The 25925-nt window shown below is 58.2% G+C and carries 25 protein-coding genes; 19 read left to right on the forward strand and 6 right to left on the reverse strand.

The features are described from left to right. The first annotated feature begins 129 nt into the window (after nt 1–129). From sdhC to ACP7BN_RS14955, 12 genes are all read left to right on the forward strand, one after another. Nucleotides 130–504: a succinate dehydrogenase, cytochrome b556 subunit gene (sdhC, locus tag ACP7BN_RS14900; protein WP_420648030.1), complete on the forward strand. Its 375-nt coding sequence runs from the start codon at nt 130–132 to the stop codon at nt 502–504. Continuing rightward, nucleotides 498–866 (forward strand): succinate dehydrogenase, hydrophobic membrane anchor protein, encoded by a 369-nt coding sequence (gene sdhD / locus ACP7BN_RS14905; protein ID WP_045057756.1) that lies wholly within the window; start codon nt 498–500, stop codon nt 864–866. Before sdhC ends, sdhD begins: the two co-directional genes overlap by 7 nt. A 3-nt stretch (nt 867–869) precedes the next feature. Then, nucleotides 870–2642, forward strand: coding sequence for a succinate dehydrogenase flavoprotein subunit (gene sdhA, locus ACP7BN_RS14910; RefSeq protein ID WP_420648031.1), 1773 nt, complete (start codon nt 870–872; stop codon nt 2640–2642). A gap of 11 nt (nt 2643–2653) precedes the next feature. Continuing rightward, nucleotides 2654–3358, forward strand: coding sequence for a succinate dehydrogenase iron-sulfur subunit (locus tag ACP7BN_RS14915; protein ID WP_420648032.1), 705 nt, complete (start codon nt 2654–2656; stop codon nt 3356–3358). Nucleotides 3359–3618: 260 nt separating this feature from the next. Continuing rightward, nucleotides 3619–6450, forward strand: a complete 2832-nt coding sequence (locus tag ACP7BN_RS14920) for a 2-oxoglutarate dehydrogenase E1 component (protein WP_426205025.1) — start codon at nt 3619–3621, stop codon at nt 6448–6450. Nucleotides 6451–6492: 42 nt separating this feature from the next. Next, entirely contained in the window at nt 6493–7725 is a 1233-nt protein-coding gene (gene odhB, locus ACP7BN_RS14925) for a 2-oxoglutarate dehydrogenase complex dihydrolipoyllysine-residue succinyltransferase (RefSeq protein WP_426205027.1), read from the forward strand. A gap of 97 nt (nt 7726–7822) precedes the next feature. Further along, the gene (lpdA, locus tag ACP7BN_RS14930; RefSeq protein WP_420648035.1) at nt 7823–9259 is read left to right on the forward strand and encodes a dihydrolipoyl dehydrogenase; all 1437 of its coding nucleotides are present in this window, start codon (nt 7823–7825) and stop codon (nt 9257–9259) included. A 183-nt stretch (nt 9260–9442) separates the two neighbouring features. Then, complete coding sequence (sucC, locus tag ACP7BN_RS14935; RefSeq protein WP_420648036.1) at nt 9443–10609, forward strand: ADP-forming succinate--CoA ligase subunit beta; 1167 nt, start codon at nt 9443–9445, stop codon at nt 10607–10609. Next, nucleotides 10609–11490, forward strand: a complete 882-nt coding sequence (gene sucD, locus ACP7BN_RS14940) for a succinate--CoA ligase subunit alpha (protein ID WP_426205030.1) — start codon at nt 10609–10611, stop codon at nt 11488–11490. The genes sucC and sucD overlap by 1 nt, the downstream gene beginning before the upstream one ends. A 462-nt stretch (nt 11491–11952) precedes the next feature. Next, nucleotides 11953–13266, forward strand: coding sequence for a branched-chain amino acid transport system II carrier protein (gene brnQ, locus ACP7BN_RS14945; protein WP_426205032.1), 1314 nt, complete (start codon nt 11953–11955; stop codon nt 13264–13266). 151 nt (nt 13267–13417) lie between these two features. Then, entirely contained in the window at nt 13418–14155 is a 738-nt protein-coding gene (locus ACP7BN_RS14950; RefSeq protein ID WP_426205034.1) for a DUF599 domain-containing protein, read from the forward strand. Continuing rightward, the gene (locus tag ACP7BN_RS14955) at nt 14156–14557 is read left to right on the forward strand and encodes an MAPEG family protein (RefSeq protein ID WP_426205035.1); all 402 of its coding nucleotides are present in this window, start codon (nt 14156–14158) and stop codon (nt 14555–14557) included. 83 nt (nt 14558–14640) lie between these two features. Here the strand turns inward: ACP7BN_RS14955 and ACP7BN_RS14960 are convergent, their stop codons facing one another. Continuing rightward, nucleotides 14641–14877 carry a hypothetical protein gene (locus tag ACP7BN_RS14960; protein ID WP_420648042.1) on the reverse strand — a complete coding sequence of 79 codons (237 nt, stop codon included), beginning with the start codon at nt 14875–14877 and terminating at the stop codon, nt 14641–14643. Between the two features lie 158 nt (nt 14878–15035). On the opposite strand from ACP7BN_RS14960, the gene ACP7BN_RS14965 reads away from it, so the two are divergent. The 4 genes from ACP7BN_RS14965 (at nt 15036) to ACP7BN_RS14980 (ending at nt 18742) form a co-directional block, all read left to right on the forward strand. Then, nucleotides 15036–15512, forward strand: coding sequence for a PaaI family thioesterase (locus tag ACP7BN_RS14965; protein ID WP_426205036.1), 477 nt, complete (start codon nt 15036–15038; stop codon nt 15510–15512). Beyond that, on the forward strand, nt 15509–15961 hold the full coding sequence (locus tag ACP7BN_RS14970) for a PaaI family thioesterase (protein WP_420648044.1): 453 nt from the start codon (nt 15509–15511) through the stop codon (nt 15959–15961). Before ACP7BN_RS14965 ends, ACP7BN_RS14970 begins: the two co-directional genes overlap by 4 nt. Before the next feature lie 81 nt (nt 15962–16042). Continuing rightward, nucleotides 16043–17944 carry a molecular chaperone HtpG gene (htpG, locus tag ACP7BN_RS14975; RefSeq protein ID WP_426205037.1) on the forward strand — a complete coding sequence of 634 codons (1902 nt, stop codon included), beginning with the start codon at nt 16043–16045 and terminating at the stop codon, nt 17942–17944. Between the two features lie 69 nt (nt 17945–18013). Further along, on the forward strand, nt 18014–18742 hold the full coding sequence (locus ACP7BN_RS14980) for a dienelactone hydrolase family protein (protein WP_426205038.1): 729 nt from the start codon (nt 18014–18016) through the stop codon (nt 18740–18742). 188 nt (nt 18743–18930) lie between these two features. On the opposite strand, the gene ACP7BN_RS14985 is transcribed toward ACP7BN_RS14980, so the two are convergent. Both ACP7BN_RS14985 and ACP7BN_RS14990 read right to left on the reverse strand, forming a co-directional pair. After that, nucleotides 18931–19797: a pirin family protein gene (locus tag ACP7BN_RS14985; protein WP_426205039.1), complete on the reverse strand. Its 867-nt coding sequence runs from the start codon at nt 19795–19797 to the stop codon at nt 18931–18933. A 61-nt stretch (nt 19798–19858) separates the two neighbouring features. Then, nucleotides 19859–20275, reverse strand: a complete 417-nt coding sequence (locus tag ACP7BN_RS14990) for an OsmC family protein (protein WP_420648048.1) — start codon at nt 20273–20275, stop codon at nt 19859–19861. Nucleotides 20276–20404: 129 nt separating this feature from the next. Here ACP7BN_RS14990 and ACP7BN_RS14995 point away from each other — a divergent pair, with 129 nt between their 5' ends. Both ACP7BN_RS14995 and ACP7BN_RS15000 read left to right on the forward strand, forming a co-directional pair. Beyond that, nucleotides 20405–21445 (forward strand): amidohydrolase family protein, encoded by a 1041-nt coding sequence (locus ACP7BN_RS14995; protein WP_426205040.1) that lies wholly within the window; start codon nt 20405–20407, stop codon nt 21443–21445. A gap of 143 nt (nt 21446–21588) precedes the next feature. Continuing rightward, entirely contained in the window at nt 21589–23214 is a 1626-nt protein-coding gene (locus ACP7BN_RS15000; protein WP_426205041.1) for a methyl-accepting chemotaxis protein, read from the forward strand. Between the two features lie 61 nt (nt 23215–23275). On the opposite strand, the gene ACP7BN_RS15005 is transcribed toward ACP7BN_RS15000, so the two are convergent. The 3 genes from ACP7BN_RS15005 to purM are packed head-to-tail and all read right to left on the reverse strand — an operon-like array spanning nt 23276 to nt 25706. After that, nucleotides 23276–23989, reverse strand: coding sequence for a DUF3108 domain-containing protein (locus ACP7BN_RS15005; protein WP_426205042.1), 714 nt, complete (start codon nt 23987–23989; stop codon nt 23276–23278). A gap of 8 nt (nt 23990–23997) precedes the next feature. Then, nucleotides 23998–24648 carry a phosphoribosylglycinamide formyltransferase gene (gene purN, locus ACP7BN_RS15010; RefSeq protein WP_426205043.1) on the reverse strand — a complete coding sequence of 217 codons (651 nt, stop codon included), beginning with the start codon at nt 24646–24648 and terminating at the stop codon, nt 23998–24000. Beyond that, entirely contained in the window at nt 24648–25706 is a 1059-nt protein-coding gene (purM, locus tag ACP7BN_RS15015) for a phosphoribosylformylglycinamidine cyclo-ligase (protein WP_420648053.1), read from the reverse strand. The genes purN and purM overlap by 1 nt, the downstream gene beginning before the upstream one ends. Here purM and ACP7BN_RS15020 point away from each other — a divergent pair. After that, on the forward strand, nt 25699–25848 hold the full coding sequence (locus ACP7BN_RS15020; RefSeq protein ID WP_420651428.1) for a hypothetical protein: 150 nt from the start codon (nt 25699–25701) through the stop codon (nt 25846–25848). The two genes, purM and ACP7BN_RS15020, sit on opposite strands and share 8 nt — an antisense overlap. Nucleotides 25849–25925 lie beyond the last annotated feature (77 nt).

Raw genomic sequence — 25925 nt, forward strand, 5'->3', positions numbered from 1 at the left:
CCGACCGCCAAGGGCTTTTGGGCTTGCTTTCATTGGGGGTCGCATCCCTGGGTGGTGGTTACCTGACCAGTGCACTCCCCAACAACTTTGCCCTGATTGTTAGGGGCTCTTCAGTGTGAAAAAAAAGCCGTGAAAAGCCAACGACCTGTAAACCTAGACCTAAGGACCATCAAACTCCCCATCACCGGCGTTACGTCGTTTCTTCACCGTGTTTCCGGCATCATCCTCTTCCTGGGCCTTGGCATCATGCTTTATGCATTGGGCAAATCCCTGGGTTCCGAGGAAGGTTATGTCGAGGTGAAGGCATGCTTGACCAGTCCGCTGGCCAAGTTCGTAGCATGGGGCCTTCTGTCCGCTCTGCTGTATCACCTGGTTGCCGGCGTGCGCCACTTGATCATGGACATGGGCATCGGTGAGACGCTGGAAGGCGGCCGCCTGGGCTCGAAAATCATCATCGCCATTTCCGTGGTGCTGATCGTTCTGGCAGGAGTTTGGATATGGTAACCAGCGTTACGAACCTTTCGCGTTCGGGCCTCTATGACTGGATGGCGCAGCGTGTGTCTGCGGTCGTTCTCGCGGCTTATTTCATCTTCCTGATCGGCTACCTCGCCGCGAACCCTGGCATTGGCTACGAGCAATGGCACGGCCTGTTCGCTCACAACGGGATGCGTATCTTCAGTCTGCTGGCCCTCGTTGCCCTGGGCGCTCACGCCTGGGTCGGCATGTGGACCATCGCGACCGACTACCTGACGCCGATGGCGCTGGGCAAGTCCGCGACTGCAGTACGTTTCCTTTTCCAGGCAGTATGCGGCGTCGCGATGTTCGCTTACTTCGTCTGGGGTGTGCAGATTCTCTGGGGTATCTGATTCATGGCTAACATTCCAACGATTTCTTTCGACGCCATCATTATTGGTGGCGGCGGTGCTGGCATGCGCGCAGCGCTGCAATTGGCACAGGGCGGTCACAAGACTGCCGTGATCACCAAGGTTTTCCCGACGCGTTCGCACACTGTATCGGCTCAGGGTGGCATCACCTGCGCGATCGCTTCTGCCGATCCGAACGATGACTGGCGCTGGCACATGTACGATACCGTCAAGGGTTCCGACTACATCGGTGACCAGGACGCTATCGAATACATGTGTCAGGAAGGCCCGGCTGCCGTTTACGAGCTGGACCACATGGGCATGCCGTTCTCGCGTACCGAGCAGGGCCGCATCTACCAGCGCCCGTTCGGCGGTCAGTCGAAGGATTACGGTAAAGGCGGGCAGGCTGCCCGTACTTGCGCCGCTTCCGACCGTACCGGTCACGCGCTGCTGCACACCCTTTATCAGGGCAACCTGAAAGCCGGCACCGTGTTCCTCAACGAGTACTACGCTGTCGATCTGGTGAAAAACCAGAAGGGCGAGTTCGTTGGTGTGATCGCGATCTGCATCGAAACCGGCGAAACCACCTACATCCGCGCCAAGGCTACTGTTCTGGCCACCGGCGGTGCAGGTCGTATCTACGCTTCCACCACCAACGCCCTGATCAACACCGGTGACGGCGTCGGCATGGCTCTGCGTGCTGGTGTGCCGGTACAAGACATCGAAATGTGGCAGTTCCACCCGACCGGCATCGCCGGCGCCGGTGTACTGGTTACCGAAGGTTGCCGTGGTGAAGGTGGATACCTGATCAACAAGCACGGCGAGCGTTTCATGGAGCGTTATGCTCCGAACGCCAAAGACCTTGCCGGTCGTGACGTGGTTGCCCGCTCGATGGTTAAAGAGATCATCGCCGGTAACGGTTGCGGTCCGAATGGCGACCACGTAATGCTCAAACTCGACCACTTGGGCGAGGAAGTGCTGCACAGCCGTCTGCCAGGCATCTGCGAACTGTCGAAGACTTTCGCCCACGTTGACCCGGTTGTTGCTCCGGTTCCGGTTGTTCCGACTTGCCACTATATGATGGGCGGCGTGCCGACCAACATTCACGGTCAGGCGATCACCCAGAACGCTGATGGCGAAGACCAGATCATTCATGGTCTGTTCGCGGTAGGCGAAGTGGCTTGCGTATCGGTTCACGGTGCCAACCGTCTGGGCGGCAACTCGTTGCTCGACCTGGTGGTATTCGGCCGCGCAGCCGGTCTGCATCTGGAAAAAGCGCTGACTGACGGCATCGAATACGATGACGCCATCGAAGCCGATATCGATGCAGCCCTGTCGCGTCTGAACGCACTCAACACCCGTACCGACGGCGAAGACGTTGCTACCCTGCGTCGCGAGCTGCAAAGCTGCATGCAGAACTACTTCGGTGTGTTCCGTACCGGCGAATACATGCAGAAAGGTATCGCCCAGCTGGCTGACCTGCGTACGCGTATCGCCAACGTCAAGATCAACGATAAGTCGCAGGCGTTCAACACTGCACGTATCGAAGCGCTTGAGCTGCAAAACCTGCTGGAAGTCGCTGAAGCCACTGCTATCGCGGCCGAAGTCCGTAAAGAGTCCCGCGGCGCGCACGCCCGTGAAGACTTTGAAGATCGTGACGACGAAAACTGGCTGTGCCACACCCTGTACTTCCCGGGTGAAAAGCGCGTCGCCAAGCGTGCCGTGAACTTCTCGCCGAAAACTGTTCCGACTTTTGAACCTAAGATTCGGACTTATTAAGGGTGGCCGCCATGTTGCAAGTCAGCGTTTATCGTTACAACCCTGATCAGGACGCCGCGCCGTTCATGCAGGAATTCCAGATCGATACCGGTGGTAAAGATCTGATGGTGCTGGACGTGCTGGCCCTGATCAAAGAGCAGGACGAGGGTTTCTCCTATCGTCGCTCTTGCCGTGAAGGTGTCTGCGGTTCCGACGGCATGAACATCAACGGCAAAAACGGTCTGGCGTGCGTTACGCCGCTGTCCGCTGTCGTAAAAGGCAACAAGTTGATCGTTCGTCCGCTGCCAGGTTTGCCGGTTATCCGTGACCTGGTTGTCGATATGAGCATCTTCTACAAGCAATACGAGAAGGTTAAGCCATTCCTGCAGAACGATACGCCGGCTCCGGCCATCGAGCGTCTGCAGTCCCCTGAAGAGCGTGAAAAGCTTGACGGTCTGTACGAGTGCATCCTGTGCGCTTGCTGCTCGACTTCTTGCCCGTCCTTCTGGTGGAACCCGGACAAGTTCCTCGGTCCAGCTGCTCTGCTGCAAGCGTATCGCTTCCTGGCAGACAGCCGTGACACCAAGACGTCCGAGCGTCTGGCTTCGCTTGATGACCCGTTCAGCGTTTTCCGCTGCCGGGGCATCATGAACTGCGTCAACGTATGTCCGAAAGGCCTGAACCCGACTAAGGCCATCGGTCACATCCGTAACATGTTGCTCTCCAGCGGCGTGTGATTCAGCCGATGTACCTGTAGCACCGCAACAACTGTAGAGGCCGTGGCGCGGGCTTCAACCCGCGCCAAGGCTATAACCAGAGCAGCAGCCATAAGCTGCGGCTCTTATTTTGAAGAAATGAGACAAGCAGGGGCATCCGGGCTGGTACCCGGACTATCAGTGTGATCCTAAGTGGCTTGTTTTAGTCGCTGCATTCGGACTTCTGCAAGTTTGCTCGGTGTCGACATCGATGGTGTTCCCCTAACCGAGGGTGACCAAGCATGCAAGAAAGCGTGATGCAGCGCATGTGGAACAGCGCCTACCTTTCAGGTGGAAACGCTGCCTATGTGGAAGAGCTCTACGAGCTCTACCTGCACGACCCTAACGCTGTGCCAGAAGAGTGGCGCACCTACTTTCAGAAGCTGCCTGCCGACGGCGGCTCTGCCACTGATGTTTCGCACTCCACAATTCGCGATCATTTCGTGCTGCTGGCAAAGAACCAGCGCCGCGCTCAACCGGTTTCCGCCGGGAGCGTGAGCAGTGAGCACGAGAAGAAGCAAGTTGAAGTGCTGCGATTGATCCAGGCCTACCGTATGCGTGGCCACCAGGCAGCCCAGCTTGACCCGCTGGGGCTGTGGCAGCGTCCTGCACCTGCAGACCTGTCGATCAATCATTACGGCTTGACCAATGCCGATCTTGATACGACCTTCCGTGCCGGCGACCTGTTCATCGGCAAAGAGGAAGCGAGCCTACGCGAAATTCACGAAGCGTTGCAGCAGACATATTGCCGCACCATCGGCGCTGAATTCACGCACATCACCGATTCCGAGCAGCGTCACTGGTTCCAGCAGCGTCTGGAAAGCGTGCGCGGCCGTCCAACGTACTCCGCCGACATCAAGAGCCACCTGCTCGAGCGCGTCACCGCCGGCGAAGGTCTGGAAAAATACCTGGGTACCAAATACCCGGGTACCAAGCGTTTCGGTCTGGAAGGCGGCGAAAGCCTGATTCCGATGCTCGACGAGCTGATCCAGCGTTCCGGTTCCTACGGGACCAAGGAAGTCGTGATCGGCATGGCCCACCGTGGCCGTCTCAACGTGCTGGTCAACACCTTCGGCAAAAACCCTCGTGAGCTGTTCGACGAGTTCGAAGGCAAGAAGAAGGTCGAGCTGGGTTCCGGTGACGTTAAATATCACCAGGGCTTCTCGTCCAACGTGATGACCACCGGCGGTGAAGTTCACCTGGCGATGGCGTTCAACCCGTCTCACCTGGAAATCGTTTCCCCGGTGGTAGAAGGTTCGGTTCGCGCTCGTCAGGATCGTCGTAACGACCCTACCGGTGAGAAGGTTCTGCCGATCTCGATCCACGGTGACGCGGCATTCGCCGGTCAGGGCGTGGTGATGGAAACCTTCCAGATGTCGCAGACCCGCGGTTTCAAGACCGGCGGTACCGTGCACATCGTGATCAACAACCAGGTTGGTTTCACCATCAGCAACCCGCTGGACTCACGTTCCACCGAGTACGCGACCGACGTTGCGAAGATGATCCAGGCGCCGATCCTCCATGTGAATGGTGATGATCCGGAAGCCGTATTGTTCGTGACCCAGCTCGCCATCGACTACCGCATGCAGTTCAAGCGTGACGTGGTAATCGACCTGGTCTGCTACCGTCGTCGCGGCCACAACGAAGCTGACGAACCAAGCGGCACCCAGCCTCTGATGTACCAGCAGATCACCAAGCAGCGCACTACCCGTGAGCTGTACGCTGACAGTCTGACCCAGAGTGGTGTGCTCGACGCTGAGCGTGTTCAGGCGAAAGTCGATGAATACCGCAACGCGCTGGACAACGGTCTGCACGTAGTGAAAAGCCTGGTCAAAGAGCCGAACAAAGAGTTGTTCGTGGACTGGCGTCCGTATCTGGGCCACGCCTGGACTGCGCGTCACGACACGAGTTTCGACCTGAAGACCTTGCAGGAACTGTCCGCCAAGCTGCTGGAAATTCCGGAAGGCTTCGTGGTTCAGCGCCAGGTTGCGAAGATCTACGAAGATCGCCAGAAAATGCAAGCCGGCGGCCTGCCGATCAACTGGGGTTACGCCGAAACCATGGCGTACGCGACCCTGGCGTTCGAAGGTCACCCGATTCGCATGACCGGTCAGGACATCGGTCGCGGTACGTTCTCGCACCGTCACGCTGTTCTGCACAACCAGAAAGATGCTGGCACTTACATTCCGTTGCAGCACCTGTACGACGGTCAGCCGCGCTTTGACCTGTACGACTCGTTCCTGTCGGAAGAAGCCGTTCTGGCGTTCGAATACGGTTACTCGACCACCACGCCGGATGCGCTGGTGATCTGGGAAGCCCAGTTCGGCGACTTCGCCAACGGTGCCCAAGTGGTTATCGACCAGTTCATCACCAGTGGCGAGCACAAGTGGGGCCGTCTGTGCGGTCTGACCATGCTGCTGCCGCACGGTTATGAAGGTCAGGGTCCTGAGCACTCTTCGGCTCGTCTGGAGCGTTACCTGCAACTGTGCGCCGAGCACAACATTCAGGTAGCTGTACCGACCACGCCGGCTCAGATCTACCACTTGCTGCGTCGTCAGGTGATTCGTCCGCTGCGCAAACCATTGGTCGTCCTGACTCCGAAGTCGCTGCTGCGCCACAAGCTGGCCATCTCGACCCTGGAAGATCTGGCCGAAGGTTCGTTCCAGACCGTGATCCCGGAAATCGATGTACTGGACCCGCAAAAGGTCGAGCGCGTTGTTCTGTGCAGCGGCAAGGTCTACTACGACCTGCTGGAAAAACGCCGTGCCGAAGGCCGCGAAGATATCGCCATCGTGCGTATCGAGCAGTTGTATCCGTTCCCTGAGGACGACTTGAAAGAAGTCCTGGCTCCTTACACCAACGCCAAACATGCCGTCTGGTGTCAGGAAGAGCCGATGAACCAGGGCGCCTGGTACTGCAGCCAGCACCACTTGCGCCGCAGCATCAGCAACCTCGACAAGTCTCTCGTACTTGAGTACGCGGGCCGTGAGGCTTCTGCTGCACCTGCTTGTGGTTACGCATCGATGCACGCCGAGCAGCAGGAAAAACTGCTGCAAGCCGCGTTTACCGTTTAACGCCTTCGCGCATTTGAAACCGAATTTAAGGAACTACAGATAATGGCTATCGAGATCAAAGCCCCCACTTTCCCGGAATCGGTTGCCGATGGCACCGTTGCCACCTGGCACAAAAAACCGGGCGACGCTGTCAAGCGTGACGACCTGATCGTCGACATCGAAACTGACAAAGTCGTACTGGAAGTTCTGGCTACTGCCGACGGCGTGCTGGGCGCAATCGTCAAGAACGAAGGCGACACCGTTCTGTCCGACGAAGTCCTGGGCTCCATCGAAGCGGGCGGCGCTGCTGCCGCTGCTCCGGCTGCCGCTGCCGCTGCCGCTGCCGCTGCTGCTCCGGCTGCTGCTCCAGCTGCCGCCGGCGCTGACGAAGATGCTATCGCTGCTCCTGCCGCGCGCAAGCTGGCTGAAGAAAACGGCATCAACCTGGCGTCCGTAAAAGGCACTGGCAAAGATGGCCGTGTGACCAAGGAAGACGTGGTTGCCGCTGTTGAAGCCAAGAAAGCTGCTCCGGCTGCTGCACCGGCCAAGGCTGCCGCTCCATCGGCCGCTGCCCCGGTACTGGCCGCTGGCGACCGCGTCGAGAAGCGCGTGCCAATGACCCGCGTTCGTGCCACCGTAGCCAAGCGTCTGGTTGAAGCTCAGTCGAACATGGCGATGCTGACCACTTTCAACGAAGTCGACATGACCGAAGTCATGGCCCTGCGTTCGAAGTACAAGGACCTGTTCGAGAAGTCCCACAATGGCGTACGCCTGGGCTTCATGTCGTTCTTCGTCAAGGCTGCCACCGAAGCGCTGAAGCGCTTCCCGGCTGTCAACGCTTCGATCGACGGTGCCGACATCGTTTACCACGGCTACGCCGACGTTGGTGTTGCAGTTTCCAGCGATCGCGGTCTGGTGGTTCCGGTTCTGCGTAACGCCGAACTGATGAGCCTGGCTGAAATCGAAGGCGGCATCGCCACCTTCGGCAAGAAAGCCCGTGACGGCAAACTGTCGATGGACGAAATGACCGGCGGTACGTTCACCATCACTAACGGTGGTACCTTCGGTTCGATGATGTCGACTCCGATCGTCAACCCGCCGCAGGCAGCGATTCTGGGCATGCACAACATCATCCAGCGTCCGATGGCAATCAACGGTCAGGTCGTGATCCGTCCGATGATGTACCTGGCACTGTCCTACGATCACCGTCTGATCGATGGCAAAGAAGCTGTGACCTTCCTGGTGACCATCAAGAACCTGCTGGAAGATCCGGCTCGTCTGTTGCTGGATATCTGATAGAAGCAGTCACGCGCTGCAAGCTTCAAGCTGCACGAAAAGGCAGCCTGGCTTGCAGCGCGCGGCTTGAAGCTTTTCGCTCAAGAGGATTTTTTGAATGTCGCAGAAATTTGACGTAGTAGTGATCGGTGCTGGCCCTGGTGGCTACGTGGCAGCTATCAAAGCCGCTCAGCTGGGCCTCACCACTGCCTGCATCGAGAAATACACCGACAAGGAAGACAAACTGGCGCTGGGCGGCACTTGCCTGAACGTTGGTTGCATTCCTTCCAAGGCGCTGCTGGACAGCTCCTGGAAATACAAGGAAGCGAAAGAAAGCTTCAACGTTCACGGTATCTCGACTGGCGAAGTCAAAATGGACGTCGCTGCGATGGTTGGCCGCAAGGCTGGCATCGTCAAGAACCTGACCGGCGGCGTTGCTACCCTGTTCAAGGCCAACGGCGTTACTTCGATCCAGGGCCACGGCAAACTGCTGGCTGGCAAGAAAGTCGAAGTCACCAAGCCTGACGGTTCGGTAGAAATCATCGAAGCCGAAAACGTCATCCTGGCTCCAGGTTCGCGTCCGATCGACATTCCACCGGCTCCGGTCGACCAGAATGTCATCGTTGATTCGACTGGCGCACTGGAATTCCAATCGGTACCAAAACGTCTGGGCGTGATCGGCGCTGGCGTGATCGGCCTGGAACTGGGTTCGGTATGGTCGCGTCTGGGTTCGGAAGTGGTTGTTCTGGAAGCGCTGGACACTTTCCTGATGGCAGCGGACACCGCTGTTTCCAAGGAAGCGCTGAAAACCCTGACCAAACAGGGTCTGGACATCAAGCTGGGCGCTCGCGTCACCGGTTCGAAAGTCAACGGCAACGAAGTTGTCGTTAACTACACCGACGCCAACGGCGAACAGACCATCACTTTCGACAAGCTGATCGTAGCCGTTGGTCGCCGTCCGGTGACCACTGATCTGCTGGCTTCCGACAGCGGCGTGACCCTCGACGAGCGCGGTTTCGTGCACGTTGACGATCACTGCGCCACCACCGTACCGGGCGTTTTCGCCATCGGTGACGTGGTACGCGGCATGATGCTGGCTCACAAGGCATCCGAAGAAGGCATCATGGTTGTCGAGCGCATCAAGGGCCACAAAGCCCAGATGAACTATGACTTGATCCCTTCGGTTATTTATACTCACCCGGAAATCGCGTGGGTTGGCAAAACCGAGCAGGCCTTGAAAGCCGAAGGCGTTGAAGTTAACGTCGGCACCTTCCCGTTCGCCGCTTCCGGCCGTGCCATGGCCGCCAACGATACCGGTGGTTTCGTCAAGGTCATCGCTGATGCCAAGACCGACCGCGTATTGGGCGTGCACGTGATTGGCCCGAGCGCTGCAGAGCTGGTTCAGCAGGGCGCGATCGGTATGGAATTCGGCACCAGCGCTGAAGACCTGGGCATGATGGTTTTCTCCCATCCGACCCTGTCTGAAGCCTTGCACGAAGCTGCTCTGGCTGTGAATGGCGGCGCCATCCACATTGCCAACCGCAAAAAGCGTTAAGACACAATAAGAAACCACGGCGGTAATTGCCCGTCGTGAGCCTTGCGAGCAAGACTCACCGCGGAAAGTCCGCTGGACGCAGTCTTGCGTAGCTCAGCTACGCAAGCAGCAGTCACAGGTGGCGCGGCACTCATCAAGAGCGCAGCGCCGAATGCGCAGTACCTAACGAAGACGGTAATAAGCATGAATCTTCACGAGTATCAGGGTAAGCAGCTGTTCGCTGAATACGGCCTGCCAGTTTCCACTGGTTACGCAGTAGACACCCCGGAAGCAGCAGCAGAAGCTTGCGACAAAATCGGCGGCAGTGAGTGGGTTGTCAAAGCCCAGGTCCACGCTGGTGGTCGCGGTAAAGCGGGCGGCGTAAAGCTGGTTCGTAGCAGAGAAGACGCCAAAGCCTTCGCACAGCAGTGGCTGGGCAAGCGTCTGGTGACTTACCAGACTGACGCCAATGGCCAGCCAGTCACCAAGATCCTGGTTGAATCGTGCACTGATATCGCTAAAGAGCTGTACCTGGGCGCTGTCGTTGACCGTTCGAGCCGTCGCATCGTGTTCATGGCTTCCACCGAAGGTGGCGTGGACATCGAGAAGATCGCTCACGAAACCCCAGAAAAAATTCTGAAAGCCACTATCGATCCACTGGTTGGCGCTCAGCCATTCCAGGGTCGCGAGCTGGCATTCCAGCTGGGTCTGGAAGGCAAGCAGGTTGCTCAGTTCGCCAAGATCTTCGTAGGTCTGGCCAAACTGTTCAAGGATCACGACCTGGCTCTGCTGGAAGTGAATCCGCTGGTGATCAAGGCTGACGGCGATCTGCACTGCCTCGACGCCAAGATCAACATCGACGCCAACGCCATGTACCGTCAGCCTAAGCTGAAGACTTTCCACGATCCGTCGCAAGACGATCCGCGCGAAGCGCACGCTGCCAAGTTCGAACTGAACTACGTAGCACTGGAAGGCAACATCGGTTGCATGGTCAACGGTGCTGGCCTGGCCATGGGTACCATGGACATCGTCAACCTGCATGGCGGCAAACCAGCCAACTTCCTCGACGTGGGCGGCGGTGCTACCAAAGAACGCGTTACCGAAGCGTTCAAGATCATTCTGTCCGACTCCAACGTCGCTGCAGTACTGGTCAACATCTTCGGCGGCATCGTTCGTTGCGACATGATTGCCGAAGGCATCATCGGTGCAGTGAAAGAAGTCGGCGTGAAAATCCCGGTTGTTGTTCGTCTTGAAGGCAACAACGCTGAACTGGGCGCTAAAGTACTGGCAGAAAGCGGTTTGAACATCATCGCTGCTACCAGCCTGACCGACGCTGCTCAACAAGTCGTTAAAGCTGCGGAGGGCAAGTAATGAGCGTCCTGATCAATAAAGACACCAAAGTTATCTGCCAGGGTATTACCGGTTCGCAAGGTAGTTTCCACACCCAGCAAGCCATCGAATACGGCACCAAGATGGTTGGTGGCGTAACTCCGGGCAAGGGCGGCACCGAGCACCTGGGTCTGCCAGTGTTCAACACTGTGAAAGATGCTGTAGCGGCCACTGGCGCTACCGCCAGCGTGATCTACGTTCCGGCTCCTTTCTGCAAGGACTCGATCCTGGAAGCTGCTTTCGGCGGCATCAAGCTGATCGTTTGCATCACCGAAGGCATTCCTACCCTGGACATGCTGGATGCCAAAGTAGTTTGCGACGAGCTGGGCATTGTCCTGATCGGTCCTAACTGCCCAGGCGTGATCACCCCAGGCGAATGCAAGATCGGCATCATGCCAGGTCACATTCACTTGCCAGGTAAAGTCGGTATCGTTTCGCGTTCCGGCACCCTGACCTACGAAGCTGTGAAGCAGACTACTGACGCCGGTTTCGGTCAGTCGACTTGCGTCGGCATCGGTGGTGACCCGATCCCGGGTTCGAACTTCATCGACATCCTGAAGCTGTTCCAGGAAGACCCGAAGACCGAAGCGATCGTTATGATCGGTGAGATCGGCGGTTCGGCTGAAGAAGAAGCGGCTGCCTACATCAAGGCACACGTGACCAAGCCGGTTGTTTCCTACATCGCTGGTGTGACTGCCCCTGCGGGCAAGCGCATGGGCCATGCTGGTGCAATCATCTCTGGCGGCAAAGGCACTGCAGACGAGAAATTCGCTGCTCTGCAAGACGCAGGCGTAAAAACCGTGCGTTCGCTGGCAGACATCGGCAAGGCCCTGGCCGAGCTGACCGGTTGGGCTGTCAAGTAAGCCACGCGCTTAGCTGACGCTTCACCAGACAAAGGCCACCTTCGGGTGGCCTTTGTCGTATCTGGCTCAAAAGGATAGGAGGGCTTTTGTGGCGAGGGGATTTATCCCCGTTGGGCTGCGAAGCGGTCCTAATTCAAGCGACCGTGCTCTGTCTGGTGTTCCAACCCCAATTGCTTTGGGGCCGCTGCGCAGCCCAACGGGGATAAATCCCCTCGCCACAGAGTTCTCTGCAGGAAATTTAGATACGTAAATGCGACACAGCAACGTCGCGTATCGGATAGTTCGCCCTCTAACAGTGCGTTTGTCAGGCAAATTCGTTAGGCTAGCAGCCATTTTTGCGTCCGCCGCCCACAAGGCAGCACCGCGCTATAAGGGTCAATCCCATACGGATCGACAGCATTTCCCTAATCCCACAGGGCAATCCCCCTCTAAATTCCGATTCAGTAGTGTGGTATTTCCTTAATGAAAGTTTTGAAAGGTCAGGACATCCTGGCACTTGGTTTTATGACCTTCGCCCTGTTCGTCGGGGCCGGCAACATCATCTTCCCGCCTATCGTCGGTCTGCAGTCCGGGCCTCACGTCTGGATGGCAGCGCTGGGCTTCCTGATCACGGCGGTTGGCCTTCCGGTCATCACTGTCGTGGCGCTGGCCAAGGTCGGCGGTGCGATGGATGCCCTGAGCAGCCCGATCGGCAAAATCGCCGGTGGTGTGCTGGCAGCTGCGTGCTACCTCGCGGTCGGCCCGTTGTTCGCGACGCCACGCACTGCGACCGTATCGTTCGAAGTGGGCCTGGCGCCATTGACCGGCGAAAGTCCGCTGGCGTTGTTCCTCTACAGTTCGGTGTACTTCCTGCTGGTGTTCTTCATCTCGCTGTATCCGGGCCGTCTGCTGGATACCGTAGGCCGCTTCCTCGCGCCGCTGAAGATCATCGCCCTGGCCGTGCTCGGCATTGCCGCGTTCGCGCTGCCGGCCGGTGATATCGGCGTGGCCACGCCGGAATACGTTGCGGCACCGTTCTCCCAAGGCTTCATCAATGGTTATCTGACCATGGATACCCTGGGCGCTCTGGTATTCGGCATCGTCATCGTCAACGCGATCCGCTCGCGTGGCGTCGAGTCGCCAGCACTGATCACCCGTTACGCGATCATCGCCGGGCTGATTGCCGGCGTCGGTCTGGCGCTGGTGTATGTCAGCCTGTTCCGTCTCGGTTCCGGCAGCCATGAAGTGGCTGCGGGCGCTACCAACGGCGCCGCGGTGCTGCATGCTTACGTGCAACACACCTTTGGTTCGCTGGGCAGCGGTTTCCTTGCGGTGCTGATTTCTCTGGCGTGTCTGGTGACTGCTGTGGGTCTGACCTGCGCCTGCGCCGAATACTTCAGCGGCGTGCTGCCGCTGTCCTACAAGACGCTGGTCATTATCCTCGCCGCGTTTTCGCTGCTGGTGTCCAACCTCGGCCTGACCAACCTGATCGCGTTCTCGATCCCGGTGCTCACCGCGATCTACCCGCCGTGCATCGTTCTGGTCGGCCTGAGCTTCTGCAAGGACTTCTGGCATGAGCACAGCCGCATTCTCGGCCCGGTGATGCTGGTGTCGTTCGTGTTCGGCAGCATCGACGCCCTGAAAGGCGCTGGTCTGGCTGACTGGCTGCCGTCGCAGATGGCTCAGTTGCCGCTGAGCGAGCAGGGTCTGGCGTGGCTGGTGCCGTGCGTGATGACGCTGGTGGTCGCGGTGGTGTGCGATCGCCTGCTGGGCAAGCGCAGCGAAGCTCTCGCATAAGATTGCCGAGCCGCTACAAACGGCTGCTGAGCGATTAAACAGAAATGCCCCGTATCAATCGATACGGGGCATTTTTTATGGGCGTCAGGCAGTGTCTTTTTTCCTGAGCTAACGTCGAAGGGTTGCCGAAATATTCATCACAGGGAATTGCATGTCGTTCATTCAAGCCAATTTGATCCACCTGCTCGCCGCGCTGTGGTTTGTTATCTGCTGGGGCGGCTACACCCGTTACGCCTCCTGGAAGGGCCGCGACACTGCGTGTCTGGCCAGCGTGCTGCACCTGTACCGCGAAGACTGGATGCGCCGCATGCTCCTGCGTGACAACCGCATCGCCGACGCCAGCGTGATCGGCAACCTTGAGCGCAATGCCTCGTTCTTCGCTTCCAGCACCCTGATTATCCTCGCCGGCATTCTTACCGTGCTCGGTGCGTCCGAGCGGGCGGTGTCGTTGCTGGCGGATATTCCGATGGTGCAGCAGGCCTCGCAGGGCATGTCCGAGATCAAGTTGCTGTGTCTGGCGATGGTGTTTGTCTACGCGTTCTTCACCTTCAGTTGGTGCATGCGCCAGTACAACTTCGCGGCGATTCTGATCGGTTCGGCGCCGATGATTGGTGAGCGGCATGTCTCGGAGCAGGAACGCAAGGCCTTCGCTTCGCGCGCCGCACGAGTCATTTCGATGGCGGCCAACCAGTTCAACTTCGGGCTGCGTTCCTACTACTTCGGCATGACCATGCTCGCCTGGTTCGTCAGCCCGTGGCTGTTCATGCTGATGAGCACGGGTGTGGTGCTGGTGTTGTATCGCCGCGAGTTCCATTCCGACGTTCTCGACGTGATGGTCTATACCCCTACAGAGGCGCCTCTTCCTGAGGCGAACAAAGAGGTCGTTTGAATGAGTATTCCGTTCTGGTGTGTGTTTGTCAGCGCGTTGATGATCTATGTGGCGCGTATGCCGGTGGGCAAGGCCATGAAAGAGCAGGGCGGTTACAACAACCACCTGCCGCGTCAGCAACAGGCGCAACTGACCGGTTACGGCGCGAGGGCGCTGGCTGCGCACCAGAACAGTATCGAAGCGTTCATATTGTTTGCGGTGGGTGTGTTGATGGCGCACACCACGCAAACGGCAGGATGGCTGATCGATACACTGGCGATCATTTTCGTGATCGCGCGAATCCTCTACTTGTGGTTCTACCTGGCGGATCTGCCCACGCCTCGCAGTCTGGTATGGCTGGTGGGATTAGTGTGTTCGTTACTGCTGATGATTAGTCCGACTTTTAGAACTCTGTTGCTCTAACGGCGCATTGCCAAAAAATGACAGGCAAAAGAAAACCCGCACGAGGCGGGTTTTCTTTTGTATCTAGCGAAGCAAGAAGCAGCTTATTGCTTCTTGGCAGCTTCTTCTGCTGCAGCTTTGTTCGATTCAGCCTGAGCTTCGGCAGCTTTGGCGTTTTCTTTCGCTGCGTCGTTCACTTTATCCTGAGCTTTGTTCATGTCTTGCTGAGCTTGCTCAGCATGTTGGTTTGCATCTTGAGCTTTGTCCTCGGATTTTTTATCGCAGGCAGCGAGACCGAGGGAAGCGGTCAACATCAAGGCAATAGCTAAAGTCTTACGCATGGGGTGTTTCTCCTTATGGAAAATAACTACTGGCCTTTCGAGCACGCGCCCTCAGGTTAAGTTCCACATTTCTTCTAGATATATAACTTTCTTTTACAGTGGAACTTTTAGTGCAGGCTCTACTACCTGAATTGACGACTAACGAGAGTAATTATCAAATGGCCGAAAACCTCGTTTTTGAGCGTGCGACACGATTTCTCTCAGCCTTGCGCCACTGCCAGGTACTCGGATTGCAAGTGCACAGCGCGAGCAATGACGGCTTGACGGTGATCCTGCCATACAGCGAAAAAATCGTCGGCAACCCGCAGACCGGAGTCATTCATGGCGGCGCGCTGACCTCGCTGATGGACACCGCATGCGGCATGTCCACCCTGTGCGTGCTGCCGGAATTCGAGGTCTGCCCGACGCTCGACCTGCGTATCGACTATATGCACGCCGCCGAGCCGCACAAAGACGTCTACGGCTTCGCGCAATGCTACCGCGTCACCACCGACGTGATTTTCGCCCGGGGTTTCGCCTATCAGGATGATCCGGAGCAACCAATCGCCCACGTCGTCGGCACTTTCATGCGCATGGGCAAGAACATCAAAGGCACTAAAGGCTTCGGTGGCGCGATCAGGGGAGAAGGCCAGTGAGCGACGACCTCAAGCAGCAATTACAAGATGCTCACAAAAATGGCGACTACGCGCCGCTGCTGCAATTGATCCCCTACGCAGGTCTGATCGGCATCGAGTGTTCGCGCGTCGGCGATGAGCTGCTGTTCAAGCTGCCAGCGAACAAGGACAACATTGGTAACCCTTTATTGCCGGCAATCCACGGCGGGGTGATTGCCGGATTCATGGAGTTGTCCGCGGCCCTGCATCTGCTGATTTTTACCGGGGCGCCGGGTGTGCCGAAGATCATCGATTTCTCGCTGGATTATCTGCGCACCGGGCAATTTCGCGACACCTGGGCCAAGTGTCAGGTCTGTCGTCAGGGGCGGCGCGTGGCCAACGTCGCGATCACTGCATGGCAGTCCACGGAGGGCGAACCGATCGCCACCGCGCGTGCGCATTTCAAAATTGATGAGCCCTTGAAATCCTGAACGCTGCCCCCAACTCAATGAACAACCCGCCGCCGACCATTTGGGTCGCGGCCAATGCCATCTGATTGGAGTTTGATGACCATGAGCGTGGAAACTCAAAAGGAAACCCTGGGCTTCCAGACCGAGGTGAAGCAATTGCTGCACCTCATGATTCATTCGCTGTATTCCAACAAGGAAATCTTCCTTCGCGAATTGATCTCGAACGCCTCTGATGCCGTCGACAAGTTGCGCTTCGAAGCCCTGGCCAAGCCAGCGTTGCTCGAAGGCGGTGCTGAACTGAAAATCCGTGTGAGCTTCGACAAGGCGGCCAACACCGTCACCCTCGAAGACAACGGCATCGGCATGAACCGCGACGATGTGGTCACCCACCTGGGTACCATCGCCAAGTCCGGCACTGCCGATTTCATGAAAAACCTGTCGGGCGATCAGAAGAAAGATTCGCACCTGATCGGTCAATTCGGTGTGGGTTTCTACTCCGCGTTCATCGTTGCCGACCAGGTTGACGTATACAGCCGTCGTGCCGGCGATCCTGCCAGCGAAGGCGTGCATTGGTCGTCGAAAGGCGAGGGCGAGTTCGAAGTCGCCACCGTCGAAAAAGTCGAGCGCGGTACCCGCATCGTTCTGCATCTGAAGAAAGACGCAGACGAGTACGCTGACGGCTACCGTCTGCGCAACATCATCAAGAAGTACTCCGACCACATCGCTCTGCCGATCGAAGTGCCGAAAGAAGTTGCGGCTGCCGAAGGTGAAGAGCAGCCAGCCGTTGAGTGGGAAACCGTCAACCGTGCCAGCGCCCTGTGGACCCGTCCGCGCACAGAAGTGAAGGACGAGGAATACCAGGAGTTCTACAAGCACATCGGTCACGATTACGAGAACCCTTCGAGCTGGACCCATAACAAGGTCGAAGGCAAGCTCGAATACACCTCGCTGTTGTACGTGCCGGCCCGTGCGCCATTCGATCTGTACCAGCGTGAAGCGCCGAAAGGCCTGAAGCTGTACGTGCAGCGCGTGTTCGTGATGGATCAGGCCGAGTCGTTCCTGCCGCTGTACCTGCGCTTCATCAAAGGCGTGGTCGATTCCAACGACCTGTCGCTGAACGTGTCGCGGGAAATCCTGCAGAAAGACCCGATCATCGATTCGATGAAATCGGCGCTGACCAAGCGCGTGCTGGACATGCTGGAAAAACTGGCGAAGAACGAGCCTGAGCAATACAAAGGCTTCTGGAAAAACTTCGGTCAGGTCATGAAAGAAGGCCCGGCAGAAGATTTCGCCAACAAGGAAAAAATCGCTGGCCTGCTGCGTTTCGCTTCGACCAACACCGATGGCGAGCAAGTTGTCGGTCTGGCCGAATACCTGGCTCGCGCCAAGGAAGGTCAGGACAAGATCTACTACCTGACCGGCGAAACCTACGCGCAGGTCAAGAACAGCCCGCACCTGGAAGTCTTCCGCAAGAAAGGCATCGAAGTGCTGCTGCTGACCGACCGTATCGACGAGTGGCTGATGAGCTACCTGAGCGACTTCGACGGCAAGACCTTTGTCGACGTGGCGCGCGGTGACCTCGATCTGGGCAATCTGGATTCGGAAGAAGACAAGAAGGCTGCAGAAGAAGTCGCCAAGTCCAAAGAAGGTCTGGTTGAGCGTCTGAAAGCCGCGCTGGGCGATTCGGTTGCTGAAGTGCGGGTTTCCCATCGTCTGACCGATTCGCCGGCCATTTTGGCTATCGGCGAGCAGGATCTGGGTATGCAAATGCGTCAGATCCTCGAAGCGAGCGGGCAGAAGGTGCCGGAATCGAAGCCAATTTTCGAATTCAATCCGAGCCACGCGTTGATCGAGAAACTCGACAATGAGCCGGACGATGATCGCTTCCGCGACTTGTCGCACATCCTCCACGATCAGGCCGCGCTGGCTGCCGGCGAAAGCTTGAAAGACCCGGCCGATTATGTGCGCCGTCTGAACAAGCTGCTGGTCGAACTGTCAGCTTGATCACGTTGTAGGAAAAACCCGCTTCGGCGGGTTTTTTCATTCTGGTGTTTAGCTAATCAGGAGTCAGAAATGAGCCAAATCACCGTACGTTCCGTGGTCTACCAGATTGATGGCCAGCCTTATGAAGGTCGATTGGCGTTTGATGCCGAACACAAAGGCGCGCGTCCCGGATTGCTGATGGCGCCGAACTGGATGGGCGTCAGCGCTGGCGCTGGAGAAATCGCCAAGTCAGTCGCGGCCAAAGGTTACGTGGTGTTGATCGCGGACGTTTATGGTCAATCTGTGCGTCCGCAAAATGCCGATCAGGCTGGCGCGGCGATGATGCCGTTGAAGAACGATCGTGCGTTACTGCGCAAGCGCATGCAGGCGGCTTTCGAGCAGTTGCAGGCGCAGGGTGAGGCGGCAGTGGATACCTCAAAACTGGCGGTGTTCGGTTTCTGCTTTGGCGGTTGCTGCGCGCTGGATCTGGCGCGCACTGGCGCTCCAGTGAAGGCGGCGGTGTCGTTCCATGGCACGCTGGACTCGCCGAATCCGGCGGATGCCAACAACATCAAAGGCTCGGTGCTGGTGCTGCATGGTGCTTCCGATCCATTGGTGCCGAAAGAGCAGTTGCCGGCGTTTGAAGAGGAGATGAATGCGGCGGGTGCTGACTGGCAGTTGCTGAGTTACGGCGGTGCGGTGCACTCGTTTACCGATCCGCATGCGAACGTGCCGGGCAAGATGATGTATGACGCGAAGACCGCTGCGCGGGCGTTCAAGTCGATGCACAATCTGCTGGATGAAGTGTTTAAAGGCTGAAAAGCCCCTCACCCTAACCCTCTCCCGGAGGGAGAGGGGACTGAGCGTGGGATGCTTGATAGATACATCGACCTGAACGTGCAGCACCGAATCCACAATCGACTCGGCCGTTCAGGTCAATGTACAGCGCCAGACACCTCGGTCGGCTCCCTCTCCCTCCGGGAGAGGGCTGGGGTGGGTAAGGCGGTCTAACGCGGCAACTCAATCCGCTCAACTTCCCCCGGCACCGTCGGCCAATCCCCAGCCGCCCACTTGCGCCGCGCTTCATCAATCGCCGCCGGATCACTCGCGACAAAATTCCAGTTGATCCGCCGTGGCCCATCCAGAGGCGCACCCCCGAACAACACCGCGTGACAGTCACTGTCAGCGAACAAGCTCATCTCTTCACCCGCCGGCAACACCGCCAGCGAATGCGGCTCCAGCGCTTCGCCATTCAACTGCGCATCGCCACTCAACACATACAACGCTCGCTCTGCATGCTCGGTCGGAATCAACAGCGTAGTCGCCGTCTGCATTTTCAACTCGGCATACAACGTAGGAGAAAGCACCGGCACTGGCGATTCCAGGCAAAAGCCTGACCCGGCGATCATGCGGATCTGCACGCCGAGGTTATCGCTGACCGGCAGCGTTGACGCCGGGTGATGGCTGTAATGCCCCGGGCCTTGCTCATGTTCTTTCGGCGAAGCCAGCCAGATCTGCAAGCCGTGAAACCTGAAACCGCTGTCCTTCAACGGCTCCGGTGTGCGCTCAACGTGGGCAATCGCGCTGCCCGCCGTCATCCAGCTGACATCGCCAGCCCCCACAACCTGATCCGAACCGAGGCTGTCTTTGTGCTGGATCTGCCCTTCAAACAAATAGGTGAGTGTCGACAGGCCGATGTGCGGATGCTGTCGGATGTTCATGCCTGTGCCAGGCGGATAAACCGTTTCGAGCATGTGGTCAAAAAACACGAAAGGTCCGACATTGCGGCATTTGGCTGACGGCAGCGGGCGCAGAATCGGCTGGCCTTCGACGTCTTCGGCGCGCGGGCGGATGATCAGAAGTGGCGTGTCCATGGTGCATTCCAGGCTGAGCGGGCGATGCGCGAAGCATAACCCGCCGCTGTAGTCGGAGTGATTACTGGCTGTCGAAGCCTTGTGGCGCGTGGGTTTCGATGGTGACTTCGCTGGTGGTCATCAGCTTGTGAATCGGGCAGCGGTCGGCCACGCGATGCAATTCTTCACGCTGAGCATCGGTCAGTACGCCTTTGAGCGTCAGGGTAACGTGCAGGGCGTATTTGCCTTTTTGCTCTTCGCTGTTGTCGCGTTTGACCTCGACGCCCACGCCGGTCAGCGGGATGTCTTTCTTCTTCGCGTACATCTTCAGCGTCAAGGCTTTGCAGGCGCCCAGAGCAGCGTCGAAGTAATCGTGCGGCTCAGGTGCCGAGCCTTCGCCGCCCGCAGCGACCGGGGCGTCGGCAAATAGCTCGTGTTCATCGATCTGTACGGTGTGGCGCAAACCTTCGGCGGAGACGGTATTGACGGTAACAGTCATGAGAACCTCGCATGCGGTAGGAAAAGTCGTTCGATCAAAAACAGACCTTGCAGGTATAGAGCATTCCGACAGAGTGGCGTTCCACTTTGTTGCCGGCTGAACCCTGCTCGTGCGGCGGAGGTCTAGGCTATGCCTATCTGCCGGAGAACGCTTGTGTCCTTGTATCGTCTGAGTCTTGCTTGCCTGTTGATGTGTGCCGGCGCTGCGCACGCGCGGGAATACACCTACAGCGACGCGCACCTGCATTACGTGGATTTTTTCCAGGAAAGCGCCGGCATGCCGAAATTGCTGACGGCCATGAAAGAAAATTCCATCGAGCATGTGATGATTTCCGGTATTCCCGTGGCCAAGAAGTGGCACGAAGACGAACCCAAACGACCGCGCTATTACGCCGGCGATGATGCGGATGCCTATTGGTACAGCGCGACTGACGTGATCGTCGCCGACGCGGTGCAGAAACTGCCCATAGAGCAGCGCGGGCATTTCCATCCTTTCCTGTCAGGCTTCAACCCCAACGACAAGAACTCCGCTGCGCACATTCAGCGCATGCTCGATCTGTATCCGGGCCTGTGGCAGGGCATTGGCGAAGTCTTCACCCGGCATGACGACCTGACGGCGCTGACCTCTGGCGACACGCCGCGAGCCAACAACGAAGCCATGACGCGGATTTATCACCTGGCGGCGGAAAACGATCTGCCGGTGATGGTGCATTCCAACATCACCTCCAAGCGTGAGAAGAATCCGCTGTATTTGCAGGAAATCGAGCAGCCGCTGCGTAATCATCCGCACACGCGGATCATCTGGGCGCACGCCGGCACCAGTGCCGAGATTCACCGGCATCAAACCCAACTGGATTTTCTGCTGCCGACCTTGAGCCGCATGCTTGAGGCCTATCCGAATCTGTACGTCGATCTGTCGTGGAGCATGCTCACGCCCTATCTGCTGGACGAGCAGGGCAAGCCGCGCGCGGAGTGGCTGGCGTTGGTCGAACGTCATCCGGAGCGCTTCATGCTCGGCTCCGACGTCGTAGGACGTTTTGACAAGCTCGGTAAGGAAATGCACAGCTTCAAGCCGTTCCTCGATGCTTTGCCAGCGGACGTGGCGCAAAAAGTCGCGCGAGATAACTTTCTGGCAATCTTGCCGCGAACGGTCGTGAAGTCCGCACAATAGCGCTGAATCGTTAATGCCGAGTGTTCGAAGTATCAAGGCTCTTTGATATCACGTTTTGGTCTTACGCAAATTAGCAAAGGGCCGATACCTTCTAGAGCAACCAGCTGCAGGTCGATGCAGCGCTTTTGGAAGGAACCAGAGCAATGAGTATCCGTAGTCTCAATATTGCGCCGCGGGCCGGACTGGGTTTTGGCCTGCTGGCGTTGATGGTATTTGCCCTCGGCGCGTTCGCTTTGCTGCAAATGTCCAACATGCGCGCCCAGTCCGATCAGGTCGACAACAACTGGCTGCCAAGCGTGATGGCGGTCGGAGAGATGAGCCAGGACATGCTGCGCTTGCGCGCGTTGACCATGCGTCTGCTGCTTAATCGCGATCCGCAGGCACTGGAACAGAATATCGCCAAGCTCACCGAGCTGCGCGGCGTGCTCAGCGAGGCCCAGCAACGTTACAACGTGTTGATCGTGTTGCCCGAGGAGCGCGCGCTGTTTGATCGCTTTAAAACTGCCGAGCACAAGTATCTGGAGTTTCAGGCACAGGTGATGACGCTGTCGGCGCAAGACCGGGTGGGCGAGGCGGCGGCGATTCTCAATGGCCAGATGAGCCCGTTGGCCGACGAAATTGCCGTCACGCTGCGTGAGCTGGTCGAGCTGAACAAACACAACGCCAACCTGGCCACTGAGGCGGCGCGACTGGTGTTCAGCAACTCGCGGGTGTGGGTCGGGGTGATGATCGGCGTCACTGCGTTGATCACTATTGCGCTGGCATTGACGCTGACCCGCAGCATTGTCCTGCCGCTTTCGCAATCGTTGAATGTCGCTGAAGTGGTTGCCGGTGGCGATCTGACCGGTGATATCAACATCTCCGGCAAGGACGAGCCGGCGCGATTGCTGCAAGCATTGCAGACCATGCAACACAACCTGCGCGACACCATTCGGCGCATCTCAGAGTCCTCTAGCCAATTGGCCTCGGCTTCGGAAGAGCTGAGCTGCGTCACGGAAGACGCCACGCGCGGGCTGCATCAGCAGAGCCTGGAAATCGAGCAGGCGGCCACGGCGGTGAATCAGATGACCGCCGCGGTTGAAGAGGTGGCCAGCAATGCGGTGGCAACTTCCGAGGCCTCGCGCGAGTCGGATCGCATTGCTCAGCATGGTCGCGAGCAAGTGCGGCAAACGGTCTCTTCGATCGAGTTACTGGCCGGCGACGTCACTGCCAATGCCACGCAGGTCGAAGATCTGGCGCAAAAGGTCTACAGCATCAGCAAAGTGCTGGACGTGATTCGCTCGATTGCCGAGCAGACCAACCTGTTGGCGCTCAACGCGGCGATCGAGGCGGCGCGGGCCGGTGATGCCGGGCGCGGTTTTGCGGTGGTGGCCGATGAGGTGCGCGCGTTGGCGCATCGCACGCAGCAATCGACGCAGGAGATCGAACAAATGATCGGCGGGATTCAGCAGGGCACTGATTCGGCGGTGAGTTCGATGCAGCAGAGCAACGTCCGCGCGCGTTCGACGCTGGAGTTGGCCAAGGCTGCCGGGGTGGCGCTGGAGGAGATTGCTTCGGCGTTCACCCTGATCAACGAGCGCAATATGGTGATTGCCAGTGCTTCGGAAGAGCAGGCTGCGGTGGCACGCGAGGTGGATCGCAACTTGATGAATATTCGTGATCTGGCGATGCAGACATCGGCGGGCGCCAATCAGACCAGTGCGGCGAGCCAGGAGCTGTCGCGGCTGGCGGTGGATTTGAATGGGATGGTGGCGAAGTTTTCGGTTTGAGCACTGATCGACAGGCAAAAAAAAGCCCCGCATTCACGGGGCTCTTTTACTACCAGTCAAATCAACTGCCTTTAACTGCTTTGCCGTTGACCGTACCGTCAAGAAGCATGATGTTGTACTCCTTGCCGTCAGTCTCAACCTGTTGCAAACGCACCAGCAGGTAATCCCAATCCTTGGCGAACCACAGAACCGTGATGCGCTTGCTCTGCGTCGGGTCACGTACGCGCTCGACCTTGATCGCATCAATCTGGCCGGCCTTGGTTTCGACTTTCTCCGAACCCAGCACGCGGAAGTCGTAAGTATCGACTTCGCCATCATCAACCACCTGATAGCTCATGCTTTTCTTGCCGGCGGCGACGTCATGTTGCAGCGCCAGTTGGTAGGTGGATTTGTCGACCATGCCGCGGTTCAGCGGGATTTTCACCGCGTCGCCACGGTCGGTACCAGTCACCAGTTTGTTGGCCCAGTCGAAGTCCAGATCGGCCTTCTTGGCTTTGCCCAGACCACCACGTTCGAAGTGGTAGGACTGCGGCAGCAGCGTGTCCTTGTCCAGCGTCAGAGTGCTGGTCTCGGTCAGGCTGGCAATCATCATCGAAGCCTTGAAGCTGAGTGTCCAGACACCTTTGGCATCCTTGGTCAGGCTGCGCTCGGCGGTGCCGCTCATCGGCAGCTGTTTCCAGTCGGCGGTGTAGCTGGCGGAGAACGGTTGAAGGTCTGCAGCCTGTGCGAAGGGCAGGGCGAGCAGAGCGCAAGCGAAGAGCAGGGCGCGACGCATAATATCTCCTAGTTACGAATCAAGTGACCGCTGGCCGCGAGTGGCTGGCCGTCCAGTAAAGCACCTTGCTCGCCGAGGCTCAGCCGTCCTTCGGCGAACCAGCGTACGGCCAGCGGATAGATCAGGTGTTCCTGAACGTGAACCCGTTGCGCCAGACTTTGCGGCGAATCGTGCAACTCTACCGGTATTACTGCCTGTACGACCAGTGGTCCGCCATCGAGTTCCTCGGTGACGAAGTGCACGGAGCAGCCGTGTTCGGCATCGCCGGCCTCCAGCGCGCGCTGATGAGTGTGTAACCCTTTGTATTTGGGTAGCAGCGACGGATGGATATTGAGCAGGCGACCGTGATAGTGGCGCACGAAGTCAGCGCTGAGAATGCGCATGAAACCGGCCAGTACCACGAGTTTCGGATTGAAGGCGTCGATCAGTTCGACCAGAGCGGCATCGAAGGCCTCGCGACCTTCGAAAGCCTTGTGATCCAGCGAGCGGGTGGCGATACCCGCGTCTCTGGCGCGTTGCAGGCCGTAAGCGTCGGCGCGGTTGGAAATCACCGCAGCGATGCGGACCGGGCTGTCGCCGGTCCGCGTGCTATCGATCAAAGCCTGCAAGTTACTGCCGGTGCCGGACAACAGCACCACGACATCACAGGTTGCGGACATTAATGAGCCTTAAGGTTCTTCAGTTCAACCTGAGCAGCGCCTTCGGCAGCTGCAGCGATCTCGCCGATGACCCAAGGCTGCTCGCCAGCTTCGCGCAGGGTGTTCAGAGTGATTTCAACGTGCTCTTGCGCCACGCAGATCACCATGCCCACGCCGCAGTTCAGCACGCGGTGCATCTCGGTTTCGTCAACGTTGCCTTTCTCTTGCAGCCAGTCGAACACCGCAGGGCGGGTCCAGCTCGCCACGTCAACGATGGCCTGAGCGCCTTTAGGCAGAACGCGCGGGATGTTGTCGAGCAGGCCGCCACCGGTGATGTGGGCCATGGCTTTAACGGCGCCGGTGTCTTTGATCAGCTTGAGCAGCGGCTTGACGTAGATGCGGGTCGGGGCCATCAGCAGGTCGGTCAGTGGTTTGCCGTCGAGCTGGGTGTTTTCGATGTCGGCGCCGGATACTTCGATGATCTTGCGGATCAGCGAGTAGCCGTTGGAGTGCGGACCGGACGATGGCAGCGCGATCAGCGCGTCACCGGTGGCGACTTTCGAGCCGTCGATGATGTCGGCTTTTTCCACGACGCCGACGCAGAAGCCGGCCAGGTCGTAGTCTTCGCCTTCGTACATGCCTGGCATCTCAGCGGTTTCGCCGCCAACCAGCGAGCAACCGGACAATTCGCAGCCAGCGCCGATACCGGTCACTACCTGGGTCGCGGTTTCAACGTTGAGTTTGCCGGTGGCGTAGTAGTCGAGGAAGAACAGCGGCTCGGCGCCGCACACCACCAGATCGTTGACGCACATGGCGACCAGGTCGATGCCGATGCTGTCGTGCTTGTTCAGGTTCAGAGCCAGACGCAGCTTGGTGCCGACGCCGTCAGTACCGGACACCAGCACTGGCTGCTTGTAGCCGGCCGGGATTTCGCAGAGGGCGCCGAAACCGCCCAGGCCGCCCATGACTTCCGGGCGCGCAGTGCGCTTGGCGACGCTCTTGATGCGTTCGACCAATGCTTCACCGGCGTCGATGTCTACACCGGCGTCCTTGTAGCTCAGGGAGGGTTGCTTGCTCATGATCCAGGCCTTTAGGGGGGATTTCTGGGTAACGACCGAATTCAGCGGGGACGCCAAAATCGACGGGGCGATTGCCTCACGCGATTTTCATGACGCCCGGCTGTTGCCGGTCTGCGAAGGCGCGCGATTTTATCAGGCTTGAGGGGCAGCGGCCATCCTCGCGCCGACGGGCAGGGCCATATCACCGGAAAAATTTTGCAATCGAAGGTTTAGAAGCTG

This window comes from Pseudomonas sp. TWP3-1, from assembly GCF_049896625.1.
Lineage (GTDB): Bacteria > Pseudomonadota > Gammaproteobacteria > Pseudomonadales > Pseudomonadaceae > Aquipseudomonas.